Here is a 15,650-nt window from a genome sequence, read left to right as displayed (position 1 = left end):
CGTCATTTTGAGCCGACTGTTGCTATAGTAGCGCCATGTTGCCGATCCTGCGCCGGGGCCTGACCCTGATCCTGCTGTGTTTTCCCCTTCTCCTGCCGGCGGGCGAGCCCGTCTTTACCCTCGATGCCGATGTCTGGACCCGCCCCCGGGATGCCGGTTCCCTGGTGGCCGAACCGGCCCTGCGCAGCCTGCTGTCCCGCTACGAGTCCCGGGGTGGCGGGCAGGTGATCCTGCGTCATCCTCCGGGGGAGCAGGGCCGGCTGTGGGCCGCCGAACTGCAGGACTGGCTGGTGGCGTTGGGCATCCCTTCCGCCGATATCATTCGGATCGCGGGGGAGGGCCTGACCGGCCGGATGGAACTGTCTCTGCAACCCCTACCCTGAACCGCAATAGCCAAGGGAATTAACGTGACGATTGCCGCTGCCATTCAAATGGCCTCGGGGACCAACCTGAGTGCCAATCTTCAGGAAGCCGGACGCCTGATTGCCCAGGCCGCCCAGGCCGGTGCCCGCCTGGTGGTCCTGCCGGAGAACTTCGCCCTCATGGGGATGTCCGAACATGACAAGGTGGGTGTGCGGGAGGCACCGGGCCAAGGGCCGATCCAGGATTTCCTGGCGGAGCAGGCCCGCCGTCACGGGATCTGGCTGGTGGGGGGGACGGTTCCCATGGAATGCCCGGATCCGGGCAAGGTGTACGCCGCCTGCCTGGTTTACGACGATCAGGGACGGGTGGTGGGCCGTTACGACAAGATCCACCTGTTCGACGTGCATCTGCCGGACAACGACGAGCACTACGAGGAATCCGAGACCATCGTCGCCGGTGACCGGGTGGTGGTGGTGGAGACCCCCTTCGGGGTGATGGGGCTGTCGGTCTGCTATGACCTGCGGTTCCCGGAACTGTACCGGGGTTTGCTGGACCAGGGCGCGGAGATCGTGGTGCTGCCGGCGGCCTTCACCGCCGTGACCGGCCGCGCCCACTGGGAAGCCCTGGTGCGCGCGCGGGCCATCGAGAACCAGGTCTATGTGGTGGCCGCGGCCCAGGGCGGTTATCACGTCAACGGTCGCGAGACCCACGGAGACAGCATGGTGGTCGATCCCTGGGGCAATGTGCTGGATCGTCTGCCCCGCGGTTCAGGGGTCGTGACCGGCACCCTGGACCGGGAGCGGCAACAGTCCATCCGACGCAGTTTCCCGTCCATCTACCATCGCCGACTGTCCTGCAACCTCTAACGAGACACTGACCAAAGGCCCTGTTCATGACCCAAGCCCTGGATACCGCCCGCCTGCATCTGCTGGAACCCGCCGGCCTCACCGAGGCCGACCTGGACCGGGTGCTCGGGACCCTGTGCGGTCCCGGGCTGGATGGGGGCGACCTGTATTTTCAGCTTTCCCGCCATGAGTCCTGGATGCTGGAGGACGGCATCGTCAAGGATGCCGGCTACAACATCGAGCAAGGGGTGGGGGTACGCGCCCTGTCCGGCGACAAGACCGGTTTTGCCTATTCCGACGAGATTCTGCTGCCCTCCCTGATGGAGGCGGGGCGCGCCGCCCGGGCCATCGGCCGGGATCATCGTGACGGCACGGTGCCGGTGCGTCGGCGGGAGGCGGGACACCGCCTGTATCTGCCGGTGGACCCCCTGGGGACCCTGGACGAGAATGCCAAGATCGATCTGTTGCAGCGCCTGGACGCGGAGGCCCGGCGTCAGGATCCCCGGGTGAGCCAGGTGATCGTCAGTCTGGCCGGGGTCCATGAGGTGGTGATGGTGATGCACACCGACGGTACCGTGGCGGCGGATGTGCGGCCCCTGGTGCGCCTGAATGTCCATGTGATTGCCGAGGACGACAAGGGGCGCCGGGAGCAGGGCTCCAGCGGCGGCGGCGGGCGTAGTGGCTACGAATTCTTCCTGGATCAGGATCGGGGCCTGGGCTACGCCCGGGAAGCGGTGCGTCAGGCCTTGGTGAACCTGGAGGCGGACGAGGCCCCGGCGGGCACCATGACCGTGGTGCTGGGGTCCGGCTGGCCCGGCGTGCTGCTCCACGAAGCCGTGGGCCACGGCCTGGAAGGTGACTTCAACCGCAAGGGTACCTCGGCCTTCAGCAACCGGCTGGGGCAGAAGGTGGCGGCATCCGGGGTGACGGTGGTGGATGACGGCACCCTGGCCGGGCGGCGCGGTTCACTGAACGTGGATGATGAAGGCATCCCCACCCAGTCCACGGTGCTGATTGAGGACGGCATCCTCAAGGGTTACATGCAGGACCGGCTCAATGCCGGGCTGATGGGGCTGGCGCCCACGGGCAACGGTCGCCGCGAGTCCTATGCCCATCTGCCCATGCCCCGCATGACCAATACCTACATGCTGGCGGGCGCCCATGACCCGGGCGAGATCATCGCCTCGGTGGACAAGGGGCTCTATGCGGTGAATTTCGGCGGTGGTCAGGTGGACATCACCTCCGGCAAGTTCGTCTTCTCCGCCTCGGAGGCCTATCTGATCGAAGGCGGCAAGGTGACCCGGCCGGTACGGGGCGCCACCCTGATCGGCAACGGCCCCGAGGTCATGAGCCGGATTTCCATGGTGGGCAATGACCTGGCCCTGGATACCGGCGTGGGCACCTGCGGCAAGGAAGGTCAAAGCGTGCCGGTGGGGGTCGGACAGCCGACCCTTCGGGTAGACGGCCTGACGGTGGGCGGCACCAGTCACTGACCCTCTGGCGACGGGCCGTCCGATGTCTGCATCGTGTCGGACACCAGGCGGAACAGGGCCCGGGATGCCCCGGGACGTTGCGAGCGGGCGTCGGCGGCCAGTGCCGCCAGGCGCTTGCGGTTCACCCGGGGATACTCGTCGCAGAAGGTGGCCAGCGCCGTTTCCCCCTCGGCGATCAGGCGGTCCCGCCACTGCTCCATCTGGTGGAACCGTCGGGCCTGGGCACGGCGAGCCGCCTCCCTGGCCTCGATGGCCGCCTGGATGGGGCCGGTGTCCACCTGACGCATCAGCTTGCCGATATACTGGCGCTGTCGTCGCAGGGCCTCCTTGCGCAGGCCGCGGCAGTGGCGGAGGGCGTCCAGCAGGCGTTCCGGCAGGTCCAGGGCCTTGAGGTCCGCCTCGGAAAGCTCAAGCAGGGCCTCGCCCAGGTCCTTGGCGGCCTGAGCCTCCCGTTTGCGGGCACCGCGGCTGGGGCGGTCGAATTCATCCAGTTCATCATGGGTCGTCATGGGGCATAGTGTATCCCGAAGACGCCCTTCAACGAGTATCACCCACACCCATGACCAAAGGAGATCTCATGTCCGAACCCCAGACCCCGGTTCTCGATGCGCAGGCGCTGGAACAGCTCGTCGGGCAGGTCCTGGACGAGGCCCGTCGCGCCGGGGCCACGGCCGCCGAGGTGGCAGTCAGCCACGATACCGGCCTGTCGGTCAATGTCCGCCTGGGCGAGGTGGAAACCCTGGAGTTTCATCGTGACCAGGTTGTGGGCGTCACCGTCTACATCGGCCGGCGCAAGGGTTCCGCCAGCAGTTCCGATCTGCGTGCCCGATCCCTGCGGGAGGTGGCCGAGGCCGCCTGCCGGATCGCCCGCTATACCGCCGAGGATCCCTGTGCCGGCCTGGCCGACGCCGGGCTCATGGCCCGGGACTATCCCGCCCTGGATCTGGATCATCCCTGGGACCTGGAGGCCGATGACGCCATCGAGATCGCCCGACGCTGCGAGGCCGCGGCCCGCGCCGAGGATGCCCGGATCGTCAATTCGGAAGGCGGCAGCGTGAACACCTTTCGGGGCACCGCCATCTACGGCAACACCCATGGCTTCGTCGGCGGCTACGCCGCCACCCGGCATTCCCTGAGTTGCTCCGTGCTGGCGGGGGACGGCGGCACCATGGAGCGGGATTACTGGTACACCGTGGCCCGCGAGGCCGGTGCCCTGGAAACCCCCGAGTCCGTGGGTGTCGAGGCCGCCCGCCGGGCGGTGCGCCGTCTCAATGCCCGGCGTCTTTCCACCCGCCGCGTTCCCGTGCTCTATGCCCCGGATGTGGCCCGTTCCATGCTGGGGCATTTCGTCGCCGCCATCCGCGGCAGCGCCCTGTATCGCAAGTCCTCGTTCCTGGTGGACCGGCTGGGGGAGCGCATCTTTCCTGAGTTCGTGCACATCCACGAGCAGCCCCACATCCCCCGCGCCCTGGGCAGTGCCCCCTTCGACGGCGAGGGGGTGGCCACCCGGGCCAGGGATCTGGTCCGTGACGGCCATCTGGAATCCTATGCCCTGGACAGCTACTCTGGCCGCAAACTGGGGATGGAAACCACGGGGAACGCTGGCGGCGTGCGCAATCTCACCATTGACCCGGGCACCGGGGATGCCCGGGCCCTGCTGCGGGAGATGGGCACGGGGCTGCTGGTGACCGAACTGATCGGTCACGGCATCAACATGGTCAACGGCGACTATTCCCGGGGCGCGGCCGGATTCTGGGTGGAAAACGGCGAGATCCTGTACCCGGTCTCGGAGATCACCGTGGCGGGCAATCTCAAGGACATGTTCATGAATCTGGTGGCCGTGGGTTCGGACGTGGACTTGCGCGCCAATATCCGGACCGGTTCCCTGCTGATCGACGGGCTCACCGTCGCCGGCGACTGACCTGAACCCGACCGGTTCCACAGCAATCCCACCCACGGTCTTGTTACCATAAGCCCTTCTCCCCTTGTGGGAGAGGGGAGGTGAGGGGCGGCCGTGGTTGCCGGGTTACCCTCTCCATTTCGCGATCATCCGGCCGGGGGAGCCATCGCATGCGCAAGACCAGGGACAGCATCATCTGGATGAGCGTCTTTCTGCTCGCGGTCATGGCGGCCGCGTTGCTGCTGTCCGGTCCCCTGCTGGCAGCCTTTCTGGCCAATCCAGCCTTCAATGGCATGATCCTGTTCGTGCTGCTGGTGGGACTGGTGGTGAACTACCGGCAGGTGCTGATCCTCAATCCCGAGGTGCGCTGGATCGAGGCCTTCCGCGCCAGTGATGCCCCGGAGGCCGCCCAGCTCCCCCGTACCCGGCTGCTGGGGGCCATGGCCCGCCTGCTGACCGGGCGGCGCGGCGACCAGTTCACCCTGTCCACCGTCTCCATGCGCACCCTGCTGGACGGGATCCGGATGCGCCTGGACGAGTCCCGCGATCTGTCCCGCTATTTCATCGGTCTGCTGGTTTTCCTGGGGCTTTTGGGAACCTTCTGGGGCCTGCTGGATACCCTGCGGGGCGTGAGTGCAGTGATCTCGGACATGGGTATCGGCGGCGAGGACATGAGCGGGGCCTTTGCCGCCCTGCAGAGCGGTCTGGAGAAACCCCTCTCGGGGCTGGGGACCGCCTTCAGCTCTTCCCTGTTCGGGCTGGCCGGCGCCCTGGTGCTGGGCTTTGTGGACCTGCAGGCGGGTCATGCCCAGAATCGCTTCTACAACGAACTGGAGGAATGGCTTTCGGGCCTCACCCGCCTCTCCACCGGCGCCCTGGTGTCGGAGGGGGAGGGGACGGTCCCGGCCTATATCCAGGCCCTGCTGGAACAGACTTCCGACAGCCTGGACAAGCTCCAGCGCCTGATGGCCCGGGGGGAGGAGGAGCGCCGGCTCACGGACCAGCGGCTGATCGCCCTGACCCAGGAAGTGGCGGAGGTGGCCCAGTTGGTGCGCGGCGAGCAGAAGGCCATGCTCGGGCTGGCCCGCACCCAGTCGGAGCTGCAGGGGGTGCTGGAGCGATTGGCCGAAGCCACCGGTGCCCGTTCCGACAGTGAGCAGGAGATGAGCCGGCACCTGTCCGGGGTGGCCGATACCCTGTCGGAGCTGCGGGTGCAGCTGGGCGAGGACCGAGGGCATTTCATCAGCGTGCTGCGTGACGAGGTCCGCCTGATGACCCGCACGGCGGCCCGCCTGGGGGAAGGGGGGCGGGAGCGGGAATGATGATGCACTGTCCAGCGACACCCTCCGGAGCCTGCTGACCCCCCATGCTGCCCTCCAGTCGCCGCCGCAGTCGTGCCTCCCTGGACATCTGGCCCGGGTTCGTGGACGTGCTGGCCACCGTGGTGCTGGTCTTCGTCTTCCTGCTCATGCTGTTCGTGGTATCCCAGTTCCATCTCTCCGATGTCCTGCTCCAGCGGGACCAGACCGTGGAAACCCTGCACCAGCGCATCGGCGAGTTGTCCCGGACCCTGGCCCTGAAGGAGGCGGACAACGCGCGCCTGGAAGGGCGTATCCACGCCCTCACCGCCACCCTGCAGACCACCTTCGAGGAGCGGGAGGCCGCCTTGCAGGCACGGGACGCGGACCGTCGGCTGCTGATGCAGGTCCAGGAAGACCTGACCCGGGAACGGGTCCTGGGGATGGAAGCCCAGACGGACCTGGCGCAGTTGCAGTGGCAGCTGGAGCAGGTGCAACTGCAGCTGACCGCCCTCAATCAGGCCCTGGAGGCGCGGGAGGCGGTGATCGTGGCCCAGCGGCTGCAGGTGGAGAACCTGGGTGAGCGCCTGAACCTCGCCCTGGCGGACCGGGTGCAGGAACTGGCCCGGTATCGCTCGGAATTTTTCGGGCGTTTGCGGGAGTCACTGGCGGACGTGGAGGATATCCAGATCGTCGGCGACCGTTTCCGGTTCCAGTCGGAGTTGTTCTTTGCCTCGGGTTCCGCCGATCTGGAGGCGGCGGGGCAGGCGCGGCTGGACCGGGTGGCGGTGCTGGTGCGGGAGATCGAGCAGCGCATCCCCGCGGATATCGATTGGGTGCTGATGGTGGAGGGGCATACGGATCGGCGCCCCATCCGCACCGAGCAGTTTCCGTCCAACTGGCAGCTTTCCACCGCCCGGGCGCAGCGCATCGTGGACTACCTGATCGATCGCGGGGTGGCGCCCCGGCGCCTGGCGGCGGCGGGGTATGGAGAGTTTCACCCCCTGGACCCGGCGGATACGCCGGCGGCACTGGCCCGCAACCGGCGCATCGAGATGCGCCTGACCAGCGCGCCGGAACAGTGACCCGATGGCGCGGGCCGGCGGGTTTCAGAGACCGAAGACCCGGTCTTCCAGCCCCCATTTGCCGGCCAGGGTTTCCGCCGCATTGAGTATCTCTTCCGTTCTCGAGGGGTGGTTGAAAGCCCCCCGGGCGATCCACGCCAGGGCCGTGTCCCGGTCCGGAGCCAGGGACAGCAGATGGATCAATTCTCCGGCCTGGGCACCCAGAATCTCGCCCCCCAGCAGGGCGCCGGTGTCCATGTCCGCGATCAGGCGCACAAAGCCTTCGGTGTCATCCTGGCCCAGGGCGCTGGGGGACGTCGCGAAGGCGGCAAAACCCACCGCCGGTTCGTGTCCGGTGTCTTCCGCCATGGTTTCATCCATCCCCAGGCGGGCCAGTTCCAGGGCGCTGTAGACCACCATGGGCACCCGCAGCGGGTCCAGGTGTCGTGCCTGCCCGTCCCGGATGTGGCCGATGACGGTGGTGGCCTCGGCCAAGGCATGATTGGCGGTCATCCATTCACAGGCCACGTCGCCAATGGCGTAGATGTGAGGGACATCGGTTTGCAGCTGTCCGTTGCGGCGGATGAATCCCCGGTCGTCGGTGCGAATCCCGGCCTGCTCCAGCGCCAGCCCCTCGGTATGGGGGCGGCGTCCCGTCCCCAGGCAAACCCAGTCCACGGCAAGGGTCTCATCCCCTGTCAGGTGTAGCCGGACGTCGTCATCGGTCACCGTGATCGCCTCGAATCCGATCCCGTTGCGCAGGTGCAGCCCCTGCCGTGCCAGGGCCTGGGTCAGGGCATCCCGGGCCGGCCGGCTCAGGGGCAGGCGACGCAGCATGGGGGAACGGGCCAGCCAGGTGACCTGTCTCCCCAATTGACTGAAAATATAGGCAAATTCGGTGGCCACCACGCCGCTGCCGATCACCGCCACCCGCTCGCCCGGCGGCGGCGGGGCGTCGAACAGCATGTCCGTGGTGAGCACCTTGCCGGGGATGGCCTTGAAGGGGGCCGGTATCTGCGCCTGTCCGCCGGTGGCGATGATGACATGGTCGGCCCGGACCCGCTGGGCCGGTCGGTCGGGATGCGCCACCGACAGGTGTTGCGGATCCAGGAAGCGGGCATGGCCGTCGAGCCGGGTCACCTTCAGGTGATGCAGGTAGTCCAGGTAGCGAGTCCGGATGCCGTCGACCACCCGGCGCTGATGTTCCCAGGCCCGGCCCAGGTCCGCCCGCAGTGGCCCATCAAGGCCGCGCCCGGCAAAGTGCGTCTGGGCCGCCATCAGGCGGGCGGTGTGATACCAGTCCTTCTTGGGCACGCAGCCCCGGTTCAGGCAGCATCCGCCCCAGTCGGCCTTTTCGATGATGACCACGGACAGTCCCCGCAAGGCCCCCAGCACCGCCGCCCGGTAGCCGCCGGGGCCGGAGCCGATGACGGCCAGATCACAGGCCAGAACCGGGTCAGCGGTTGTCATGCCACTCCACCGACTGGATGGTCAGGACCAGCCGCTCACCGTCCTCCAGCTGTTCCAGGCGGACCGGCAGATAGTTGAGGCGGGGGGCGAACCAGGTACTGACGGTGGTATCCCGTTCCTGGTTGTAGCGGGTGACCGGGATGGCTTCCACCGCACCCATGGGGGTGTCGATGGTTTCGGGGGCTCCCACCGTGAATTCGTAGGTCCGGATGCGGTTGCGCTCGACGATGGTTTCCGTGAATTCACGCTGTCCGCTCCAGACATCGTGGATCATGGAGAGCTGCAGGGCGAAGCGGTCGATGGCCCGGTCGGGAATGTCCAGCTCGAAGGCCCGGCCATTGTGGGTGCCGCTGGCCTTGAGGGTCTCCCAGTCGAAGTGGATCTCGGTGCGCCGGTCCCGGCTGGCGCCGGTATGACTGTAGAGGTATTCCTCGCTGCGTAGCCCGGCGGGGGTCAGTCGCAGGATGCTTTGCTCGATGATCTCGTCGTTGCGCACCCAGGACAGCATGCCGGTGGGCCGGACCCGGGCCCGATAGCGCAGGCGATCCCCCTCCCGGGTCAGGGTGATCCTGGCCACCACCGTCAGCCCCATCTTCTGCGCCCGGTATTCCGCCGTGTAGGAGGGCGGGACAAAGGGCAGGGTCTGGGCCTGGGCCGCCGGGACCAGCGCGGCCGCCAGCAGGGCGGCCAGCGCCAGCGCGATCAGCGGTCGATGTCGCCGGATGCGGTGCCGATCAGTCGTTCGCGGCGGGTGATTGAAGGGGAGCCTGCAAGGGTTGTTCATCAAACCATACCTGTCCGTTGCGAAGTGTCAGCCGACCCTGGCAGAACCACCGGACCACCTGGGGATAGGCCTGGTGCTCCTGTTGCTGTACCCGTGCCGCCAGGGTCTGCGGGGTGTCATCGGGCAGTACGGGTACGCTCGCCTGCAGGATGACCGGCCCGCCGTCCAGTTCCGTGTTGACGAAGTGGATGCTGCAGCCATGCTGTTGGACACCGGCCTCCAGGGCGCGTTCATGGGTGTGAAGACCACGAAAGTCCGGCAACAGGGAGGGATGGATATTGATCAGGCGGCCTTCGTAATGGGCCACGAAGGCCGGGGTGAGCACGCGCATGAAGCCGGCGAGCACCACCAGATCAGGCTGATGGCGGTCTATTGCCGCCATCAGGGCCTGATCGAAGGCGCCCCTGTCGGGGAAGTCCCGGTGATTGATCACCTGGGCCGGGATGTCGGCGCGACGGGCCCGGTCCAGTCCGGCCACCTCGGGACGGTTGCTGATCACGGCCCGGATCTCGCCGTGAATGCGGCCGTCGGCCGCGGCATCGATGAGGGCCTGCAGGTTGGTGCCGGAACCGGAGATGAGGACGACGATACCGGGTAACGGACTCCGACGCATCAGCGGGTCAGCTCCACGCAGGCTTCGCCTTCAGCGGCCGCGATGCCGCCCAGGCGCCAGCAGTCGATGCCGGCCTGGGTCATCAGGGCCTCGGTGGCGGCCACGGCAGCCTCCGGCAGCACCAGGATCATGCCCACACCGCAGTTGAAGGTGCGCAGCATCTCCCGTTCCTCGATGCCGCCGGCCTGCTGCAGCCACTGGAACACCGGGGGCCTTGGCCAGGCCTGGGGATCCACTGTTGCCACGGTGCCGGCGGGCATCACCCGGGGCAGGTTCTCCAGAATGCCCCCGCCGGTGATATGGGCCAGGGCGTGGACGGGCTGCTGGCGCAGCAGCTCCAGCAGAGGCTTGACATAGATGCGGGTGGGGGCCATCAGGGCGTCACCCAGGGTGACCTCGCCGCAGGGGCTGTCCAGGTCCGCGCCGGTGATTTCCAGCAGGCGGCGGATCAGTGAATAGCCGTTGGAGTGGGGGCCGGAGGAGGCCAGGCCCAGCAGGACGTCACCCGGGCGGACCTGGCTGCCGTCGATGATGCGGGCCTTTTCCACGATGCCCACGGCAAAGCCGGCCAGGTCGTATTCGCCGGGTGCGTACATGCCGGGCATCTCCGCGGTCTCGCCACCCACCAGGGCGCAGCCGCTCTCGGCGCAGCCATCGGCGATGCCCTTGACCACGTCCGCCGCGGTATCCACGTCCAGGCTGCCGGTGGCGTAGTAGTCGAGGAAGAACAGGGGCTCGGCACCCTGAACGATGATGTCGTTCACGCACATGCCCACCAGATCGATGCCGATGGTGTCGTGGCGGCCCAGTTGCTGGGCCAGCTTGAGCTTGGTGCCCACGCCGTCGGTGCCGGAAACCAGGACCGGCTCCTTGTAATCCGCGATGGGCAGTTCGAACAGGGCGCCGAAACTGCCCAGGCCCGCCATGACACCGGGGCGGCGGGTACGTTGCGCATGGGGCTTGATGCGTTCCACCAGGGCGTTGCCCGCGTCGATGTCCACGCCGGCATCACGGTAGCTGATGCCCTGGGTGGGAGGAGTGTTTTTCTGGACCATGGAAAACTCTGACCTTGCGTGGGAGGGTGCAATGCGCTGATTGTGGGCCGGGTCGCCATGGGAGGCAATCGCCGGGCAGGATATACCCAGCGGCGTTTTCGGCCCGCAGTGCGTCGATGTTACCAAGGGAGGGCGGGGCAAGCCATCTTCGCGGGTCGGTTCAAGGGTGAAAACCGCGACCGACAGGCTTGGCCTCAGGTCATTTGTGCTATTTTAACGGGTCCGACGCCCGTAGCCCCAGTCCCGAGCACAATGATGAGAACCCTGGTTTCACTTCGCTTGCTTGCTACGCTGTTCCTGTTGTCGGCCCTGGCGGCCGCCCCGGTGGTCGGGATTGCGGACACCGCTCCAGTTCTTGGGGAAGCCGAGGTGAGCGTGGCCTCCCGGGACCGCCCCGAACGCATGGAAGGTTTCAACCGGGCCCTGGCTCAGGTGGTCGTCCGGCTGACCGGGCGTCGCGACATGCTCGATGATTCCCGGGTCCTTGCCTTGCTTGAGCAGGCACCCCGTCACGTCCAGCAATATCGTTATCTTGACGGTCCCGACGAGGCCACCAGTCTGCTCTGGGTGCGTTTCGATGTCGGTGCGGTGGAACGGCATCTGCTGGAGGCGGGACTGCCGGTCTGGTCCGGGGATCGACCCGCCCTGCTGGTATGGCTGGGAGTTCAGGATCGACAGGAGCGCCGCCTGGTGTCATCGGCCGATGATCACCCCGCAAGATCCGCTCTGGAGCGGACCGCCCGGGAACGGGGGTTGCCGCTGCTGTTTCCGCTCATGGACCTGGAAGACCAGGGTCGCGTGACTCTGGCCGACGTGATGGGGGGATTCCATGAGCCCGTGATGGGGGCATCCCGTCGTTACGGTCCCGGCGGTGTTCTGGTGGCCCGGGTACAACCTTCCGGCAGCCGCTGGCTGGCTCGAATGCAGCTCTATGCCGGCGAGGAATCCGCCCAGTGGCAGAGCGAGGGCGAGGATCAGGATGCCGCAATTGCCTCGGTCATGCATCAGGCGGCGGATCATCTGGGGCGGCGCCTGGCCGTTGCCGGCCTGCAGGTGGAGCGGGGCGGGGTCATGGTCAGTGTCGGCGGCGTGGACTCCCTGGCCGACTATCTTCGGGTGGTCAACTACCTGGGTGACATGGCCGTCGTGTCCCGTTTGCGGCCCCATGGCCTGACGCCGGACCGGGCCCTGTTCCTGGTCCAGGTGCGGGGTGGCGTGCGCGATCTGGAACGTGCCGCCCTGCTGGGCTCCACCCTGGTACCGGAGGCCGCGGAGGCGGCGGTGGACGGTATTGAAACCATCGGCTTCAGGTTATTGCGGTGAACTTGCGCCAGCTACCCAATGCCATCACCCTGATGCGGATCGCGCTGACGGGACCCATCATCTGGGCCCTGGCCACTCATCAGTACGTGCTGGTGCTGTGGCTGCTGCTCATCGCCGGTCTGTCCGACGGCCTGGATGGCTGGCTGGTCCGGCGCTACGGCTGGTATACCAAGCTGGGGGGGTATCTGGACCCCCTGGCGGACAAGATCCTCATGATGGGGACCTATTTCACCGTTGCCTGGACCGGGTTGCTGCCCTGGTGGCTGGTCGGGCTGGTGGTGGCGAGGGATGCCGTGATCGTGCTGGGGGCCATGGCCTTTCGGGCGGTGACCCGCAGCCTGGAAATGCAGCCGCTGTTCATCAGTAAGGCCAACACCTTTTTTCAGATCGTGCTGGTGCTGTCGGTGATCGTCAATGCCGGCGTGCTGGCGCTGCCGGCCTGGTATCTGGACGGCATGTTGATGCTGGTCCTGTTCACCACCATCAGCAGCGGTCTGGCCTATGTCTTTACCTGGGGGCGCAAGGCCTACCTGCACTGGCGTTCGACGGCATGATTCAGGCGCATCCGGTCCTGTTGCCGAGGGGTTCATGGCCCGTCAGCTGACCCTGGACGTCACCCTCCGTGACGGTACGGACTTCGAGACCTTTCACCCGGGGGGGCAGGCCCTCGTGCCCGAAGCGGTCAGGGGGCTGGCGCGGGGCACGGGAGAGCGGCAGCTGTACCTGTTTGGTGATCCTGGTGCGGGCAAGACCCACTTGCTGCATGCCGCCTGCCATGAGGTGGCGGAATGGGGCGGGCGGGTGGCCTACCTGCCCATGGGTATCACCGCCGGTGCCGGCCCGGACCTGCTGGAGGGCTGGCAGGGCGTGGACCTGATCGCTCTGGACGACCTGGACCGGATGCCCTGGGAGCCCGATCTGGAGCAGGCCCTGTTCAATCTGATCAACAGCGTGCGCGACACCGGCGGGCGCCTTCTGATGGCGTCGCGTACCGCGCCTCAGTCCCTGCCGGTCACGTTGCCGGACCTCCGTTCACGCCTGCTGTGGGGGGCGGTCTTTCAGTTGCGCGTGCTGGGTGATGCGCATAAATGCGAGGCCCTGATGGCGCGGGCCCGGCGGCGCGGATTCGATCTGTCTCCAGAGGTCTGTGACTATCTGCTGCGCCACCATCGTCGGGACCTGCCTTCCCTGATCGCCCTGCTGGACCAACTGGACAGGGAGTCCCTGGCCACCCGGCGCCGGGTGACGGTGCGGTTCGTCAAGCATATTCTGGGGGGTGTCTAGCGCACCGGATCAGCGTTTTTTCATGGTCTGTGCAAACCCGACGCATCCCGCGAACAGGGCCAGGCTGAGCAGGACCATGAGCACCCCGTAAAGGCGCTGCTCGCCGGCTGCCGCCAGGGCACTGCCGATCAGGATGTAGGGCAGGCTCAGCAGGCTCGTCCAGATATGGGTTTGAGGACGGGCATGGAGCAGCCCCCGCAGGGGCAGCAGCAGCGGCCCCAGCAGCAGCACCAGCAGGATCGCCCGGGGGAACTGTTCCGGCGGGGCGATCCAGAGGGTCCAGATGAAGATCAGGCCGAACAGCCCCAGGTGGCCGGCCAGGGCCAGCCGGTGATATCCGTTCCGCTTCATTCCCGGCTTCCTTGCGCAAGGCTCAGGGCTGTTCGTGCCAGGCGCCGCCCCAGGGCGTGGCACAGGATTCGTTCATGGTCCGTCAGCGGATTGTTGCCTTGGGCGCCGGCCACGTGGCTGGCGCCGTAAGGGGTACCGCCCGAGGTGGTTTCGCTCAGGGCCGGCTCGGTATACGGAATACCGGTGATCAGCATGCCGTGGTGGAGCAGGGGAATGATCATGTTGAGCAGGGTGGACTCCTGGCCGCCATGCTGGGTGGCGGTGGAAGTGAACACCCCCGCCGGCTTGCCCACCAGTGTGCCCGCCAGCCACAGGCTGCTGCTCTGGTCCAGAAAGTACTTCATGGGGGCGGCCATGTTGCCGAAGCGGGTGGGGGAACCCAGGGCCAGACCCCGACATTCCCTCAGGTCGTCCAGGGTGGCGTAGGGGGGGCCTTCGGCGGGAATGTCCTCGTCGACGGCTTCGCAGGTGGCCGATACGGGTGGCACGGTGCGCAGGCGGGCGGTGCAGTGCTTCACTTCTTCGACGCCACGGGCCACATGGCGCGCCATCTGGGCGGTGGCACCGAACCGACTGTAATACAGCACCAGGATCTCGATGTCGGGAGTCTGACTCATGGAAAAGGCCTCGCGGGTCGGAGGTACATTGAGGAAGTTCACGAAATTACAACAGGTTTTGACTGTAGGTGGTTGTTGTCTTGACGTTTTTTGGGTCAGGTGCTAGTGTCTTTTTTACACCCAGGCAGTGTGTCACCGCATCGTGCCCACCAGATCCCGCCATCGACCCTTGTTCCGGCACCTGTTGATCGCAGTATACGTGACGTTGCTGGTCACGGGATGTGCCACCATGGCACCGGTACAGGAAATGAGCGATGCCCGGCAGGCCTTAAGGGCGGCCGAGGAAGTGGGGGCGCCCGTGCGTGCCTCCGAGACCTATGGGCGGTCCAGGAGTCTGCTGGAGCAGGCCGAGAGCAGTCTCTCCGCCGGGGAGTTCCAGGCGGCCCGCCGCCAGGCCAGGGAGGCCAGGGCACTGGCCATCGAGGCACGCATCCGCGCCGCCGAGTGATTCTGGAACAGGGGTGCTTGTGCCGGACGGGCCACCGTCCATTCGCCATGTCCGCTTCCATCGTATAAAATCATGGTAAAGGCCCTCGAAGGGTCACCCCTCGCACACGTCTCAAATGGAGCTCTAGCCGTGAATACCAAAAAGAACATGATTCTGCTCGCCGGTCTGGCTTCGGCGGCTCTGATGGCGGGCTGCGCCAGTGTGTCCGAGGTTCCCGTCGGCACTGCCTATGTGGTGGACGGCAGCGGGGCCTACGCACGTAGCGCCGCCTCCGGGGAGTGCGTCCGCACCGGTTACTGGACCCGCGATGCCGCCAACGAAGTCTGTGATCCGGACCTGTTCGTCCGGGCACCGGCCCCCGCGCCGGCTCCGGCTCCCGCGCCGGCCCCCGCACCGGCACCGGCCCCCGCGGCCGAACCCACCCACATGACCTATGAAGTGGTTCGCGGTGACAGCCTCTGGAAGATCTCCGGTCGCAGTTCCGTCTACGGCAACCCCTATCAGTGGCCGCTGATCTACCGGGCCAATGCGGATCAGATCCGTGATGCGGACCTTATCTTCCCCGGTCAGCGCCTGAAGATCGAGCTGCGTCCGTCCGCCGCGGATGTGGACGCCGCCGTGCACCATGCCCGTACCCGCGGTGCCTGGGCCGTCGGTCCGGTGGAGCGTTCCGACCTGCGTTACCTGGATCAGTACGGTCTGACCCCCAAGCGCTGATAGCCGGCGCCGTCTTGCTGAAAGC

18 protein-coding genes are annotated in these 15,650 nt (G+C 66.9%); 11 read left to right on the top strand and 7 right to left on the bottom strand.

What is annotated here, in order from left to right; translation table 11 throughout:
* Positions 1-35 precede the first annotated feature (35 nt).
* The 3 genes from ECTPHS_RS02980 to tldD are packed head-to-tail and all read left to right on the top strand — an operon-like array spanning position 36 to position 2,701.
* Positions 36-383 carry a hypothetical protein gene (locus tag ECTPHS_RS02980; RefSeq protein WP_008931196.1) on the top strand — a complete coding sequence of 116 codons (348 nt, stop codon included), beginning with the start codon at positions 36-38 and terminating at the stop codon, positions 381-383.
* A gap of 24 nt (positions 384-407) precedes the next feature.
* Complete coding sequence (locus ECTPHS_RS02975; RefSeq protein ID WP_040404900.1) at positions 408-1,229, top strand: carbon-nitrogen hydrolase family protein; 822 nt, start codon at positions 408-410, stop codon at positions 1,227-1,229.
* A gap of 26 nt (positions 1,230-1,255) precedes the next feature.
* Positions 1,256-2,701: a metalloprotease TldD gene (gene tldD, locus ECTPHS_RS02970; protein ID WP_008931194.1), complete on the top strand. Its 1,446-nt coding sequence runs from the start codon at positions 1,256-1,258 to the stop codon at positions 2,699-2,701.
* On the opposite strand, the gene yjgA is transcribed toward tldD, so the two are convergent.
* Entirely contained in the window at positions 2,695-3,210 is a 516-nt protein-coding gene (yjgA, locus tag ECTPHS_RS02965; RefSeq protein WP_008931193.1) for a ribosome biogenesis factor YjgA, read from the bottom strand. The two genes, tldD and yjgA, sit on opposite strands and share 7 nt — an antisense overlap.
* A 68-nt stretch (positions 3,211-3,278) precedes the next feature.
* On the opposite strand from yjgA, the gene pmbA reads away from it, so the two are divergent.
* The 3 genes from pmbA (at position 3,279) to ECTPHS_RS02950 (ending at position 6,984) form a co-directional block, all read left to right on the top strand.
* On the top strand, positions 3,279-4,622 hold the full coding sequence (gene pmbA / locus ECTPHS_RS02960; RefSeq protein ID WP_008931192.1) for a metalloprotease PmbA: 1,344 nt from the start codon (positions 3,279-3,281) through the stop codon (positions 4,620-4,622).
* Between the two features lie 149 nt (positions 4,623-4,771).
* Positions 4,772-5,923 carry a flagellar motor protein MotA gene (locus ECTPHS_RS02955; RefSeq protein WP_008931191.1) on the top strand — a complete coding sequence of 384 codons (1,152 nt, stop codon included), beginning with the start codon at positions 4,772-4,774 and terminating at the stop codon, positions 5,921-5,923.
* A gap of 44 nt (positions 5,924-5,967) precedes the next feature.
* Positions 5,968-6,984: a peptidoglycan -binding protein gene (locus ECTPHS_RS02950; protein WP_008931190.1), complete on the top strand. Its 1,017-nt coding sequence runs from the start codon at positions 5,968-5,970 to the stop codon at positions 6,982-6,984.
* 24 nt (positions 6,985-7,008) lie between these two features.
* Here ECTPHS_RS02950 and ECTPHS_RS02945 read toward each other — a convergent pair whose 3' ends face one another.
* The 4 genes from ECTPHS_RS02945 to purM are packed head-to-tail and all read right to left on the bottom strand — an operon-like array spanning position 7,009 to position 10,885.
* The gene (locus ECTPHS_RS02945; RefSeq protein ID WP_008931189.1) at positions 7,009-8,433 is read right to left on the bottom strand and encodes an NAD(P)/FAD-dependent oxidoreductase; all 1,425 of its coding nucleotides are present in this window, start codon (positions 8,431-8,433) and stop codon (positions 7,009-7,011) included.
* Positions 8,420-9,217 (bottom strand): DUF3108 domain-containing protein, encoded by a 798-nt coding sequence (locus ECTPHS_RS02940; RefSeq protein WP_008931188.1) that lies wholly within the window; start codon positions 9,215-9,217, stop codon positions 8,420-8,422. Before ECTPHS_RS02940 ends, ECTPHS_RS02945 begins: the two co-directional genes overlap by 14 nt.
* Entirely contained in the window at positions 9,168-9,830 is a 663-nt protein-coding gene (purN, locus tag ECTPHS_RS02935; RefSeq protein ID WP_008931187.1) for a phosphoribosylglycinamide formyltransferase, read from the bottom strand. The genes ECTPHS_RS02940 and purN overlap by 50 nt, the downstream gene beginning before the upstream one ends.
* A complete protein-coding gene (purM, locus tag ECTPHS_RS02930; RefSeq protein WP_008931186.1) occupies positions 9,830-10,885 on the bottom strand; it encodes a phosphoribosylformylglycinamidine cyclo-ligase in 1,056 nt (351 codons plus the stop codon). The genes purN and purM overlap by 1 nt, the downstream gene beginning before the upstream one ends.
* 279 nt (positions 10,886-11,164) lie before the next feature.
* Between purM and ECTPHS_RS02925 the strand changes: the two genes are divergently transcribed.
* From ECTPHS_RS02925 to hda, 3 genes are read left to right on the top strand one after another with little or no spacing between them, the layout of a single operon-like run.
* Positions 11,165-12,208, top strand: coding sequence for a DUF2066 domain-containing protein (locus tag ECTPHS_RS02925; RefSeq protein ID WP_008931185.1), 1,044 nt, complete (start codon positions 11,165-11,167; stop codon positions 12,206-12,208).
* A complete protein-coding gene (locus ECTPHS_RS02920; protein WP_008931184.1) occupies positions 12,205-12,762 on the top strand; it encodes a CDP-alcohol phosphatidyltransferase family protein in 558 nt (185 codons plus the stop codon). The genes ECTPHS_RS02925 and ECTPHS_RS02920 overlap by 4 nt, the downstream gene beginning before the upstream one ends.
* A 34-nt stretch (positions 12,763-12,796) precedes the next feature.
* Positions 12,797-13,492 (top strand): DnaA regulatory inactivator Hda, encoded by a 696-nt coding sequence (gene hda, locus ECTPHS_RS02915; protein WP_008931183.1) that lies wholly within the window; start codon positions 12,797-12,799, stop codon positions 13,490-13,492.
* Positions 13,493-13,501: 9 nt separating this feature from the next.
* On the opposite strand, the gene ECTPHS_RS02910 is transcribed toward hda, so the two are convergent.
* A complete protein-coding gene (locus ECTPHS_RS02910; RefSeq protein WP_008931182.1) occupies positions 13,502-13,843 on the bottom strand; it encodes a DUF2069 domain-containing protein in 342 nt (113 codons plus the stop codon).
* Entirely contained in the window at positions 13,840-14,460 is a 621-nt protein-coding gene (gene wrbA, locus ECTPHS_RS02905) for an NAD(P)H:quinone oxidoreductase (RefSeq protein WP_008931181.1), read from the bottom strand. Before wrbA ends, ECTPHS_RS02910 begins: the two co-directional genes overlap by 4 nt.
* A 142-nt stretch (positions 14,461-14,602) precedes the next feature.
* On the opposite strand from wrbA, the gene ECTPHS_RS02900 reads away from it, so the two are divergent.
* Together ECTPHS_RS02900 and ECTPHS_RS15070 are read left to right on the top strand one after the other, a co-directional pair.
* Complete coding sequence (locus tag ECTPHS_RS02900; protein WP_246828299.1) at positions 14,603-14,908, top strand: DUF4398 domain-containing protein; 306 nt, start codon at positions 14,603-14,605, stop codon at positions 14,906-14,908.
* Positions 14,909-15,037: 129 nt separating this feature from the next.
* On the top strand, positions 15,038-15,625 hold the full coding sequence (locus ECTPHS_RS15070; protein ID WP_008931179.1) for a LysM peptidoglycan-binding domain-containing protein: 588 nt from the start codon (positions 15,038-15,040) through the stop codon (positions 15,623-15,625).
* Positions 15,626-15,650: the final 25 nt, after the last annotated feature.

This window comes from Ectothiorhodospira sp. PHS-1 (assembly GCF_000225005.1).
GTDB lineage: Bacteria > Pseudomonadota > Gammaproteobacteria > Ectothiorhodospirales > Ectothiorhodospiraceae > Ectothiorhodospira.
The sequence above is the reverse complement of the archived record's forward strand: the minus strand, read 5'-3'. Positions and strand labels throughout refer to the sequence as shown.

Coding starts and splice junctions, on each gene's coding strand:
- purM (WP_008931186.1), bottom strand. CDS start 10,885: ATGGTCCAGAAAAACACTCCTCCCACCCAGGGCATCAGCTACCGTGAT.
- ECTPHS_RS02940 (WP_008931188.1), bottom strand. CDS start 9,217: ATGAACAACCCTTGCAGGCTCCCCTTCAATCACCCGCCGCGAACGACT.
- ECTPHS_RS02945 (WP_008931189.1), bottom strand. CDS start 8,433: ATGACAACCGCTGACCCGGTTCTGGCCTGTGATCTGGCCGTCATCGGC.
- ECTPHS_RS02980 (WP_008931196.1), top strand. CDS start 36: ATGTTGCCGATCCTGCGCCGGGGCCTGACCCTGATCCTGCTGTGTTTT.
- pmbA (WP_008931192.1), top strand. CDS start 3,279: ATGTCCGAACCCCAGACCCCGGTTCTCGATGCGCAGGCGCTGGAACAG.
- purN (WP_008931187.1), bottom strand. CDS start 9,830: ATGCGTCGGAGTCCGTTACCCGGTATCGTCGTCCTCATCTCCGGTTCC.
- hda (WP_008931183.1), top strand. CDS start 12,797: ATGGCCCGTCAGCTGACCCTGGACGTCACCCTCCGTGACGGTACGGAC.
- tldD (WP_008931194.1), top strand. CDS start 1,256: ATGACCCAAGCCCTGGATACCGCCCGCCTGCATCTGCTGGAACCCGCC.
- ECTPHS_RS02910 (WP_008931182.1), bottom strand. CDS start 13,843: ATGAAGCGGAACGGATATCACCGGCTGGCCCTGGCCGGCCACCTGGGG.
- wrbA (WP_008931181.1), bottom strand. CDS start 14,460: ATGAGTCAGACTCCCGACATCGAGATCCTGGTGCTGTATTACAGTCGG.
- yjgA (WP_008931193.1), bottom strand. CDS start 3,210: ATGACGACCCATGATGAACTGGATGAATTCGACCGCCCCAGCCGCGGT.
- ECTPHS_RS02955 (WP_008931191.1), top strand. CDS start 4,772: ATGCGCAAGACCAGGGACAGCATCATCTGGATGAGCGTCTTTCTGCTC.
- ECTPHS_RS02950 (WP_008931190.1), top strand. CDS start 5,968: ATGCTGCCCTCCAGTCGCCGCCGCAGTCGTGCCTCCCTGGACATCTGG.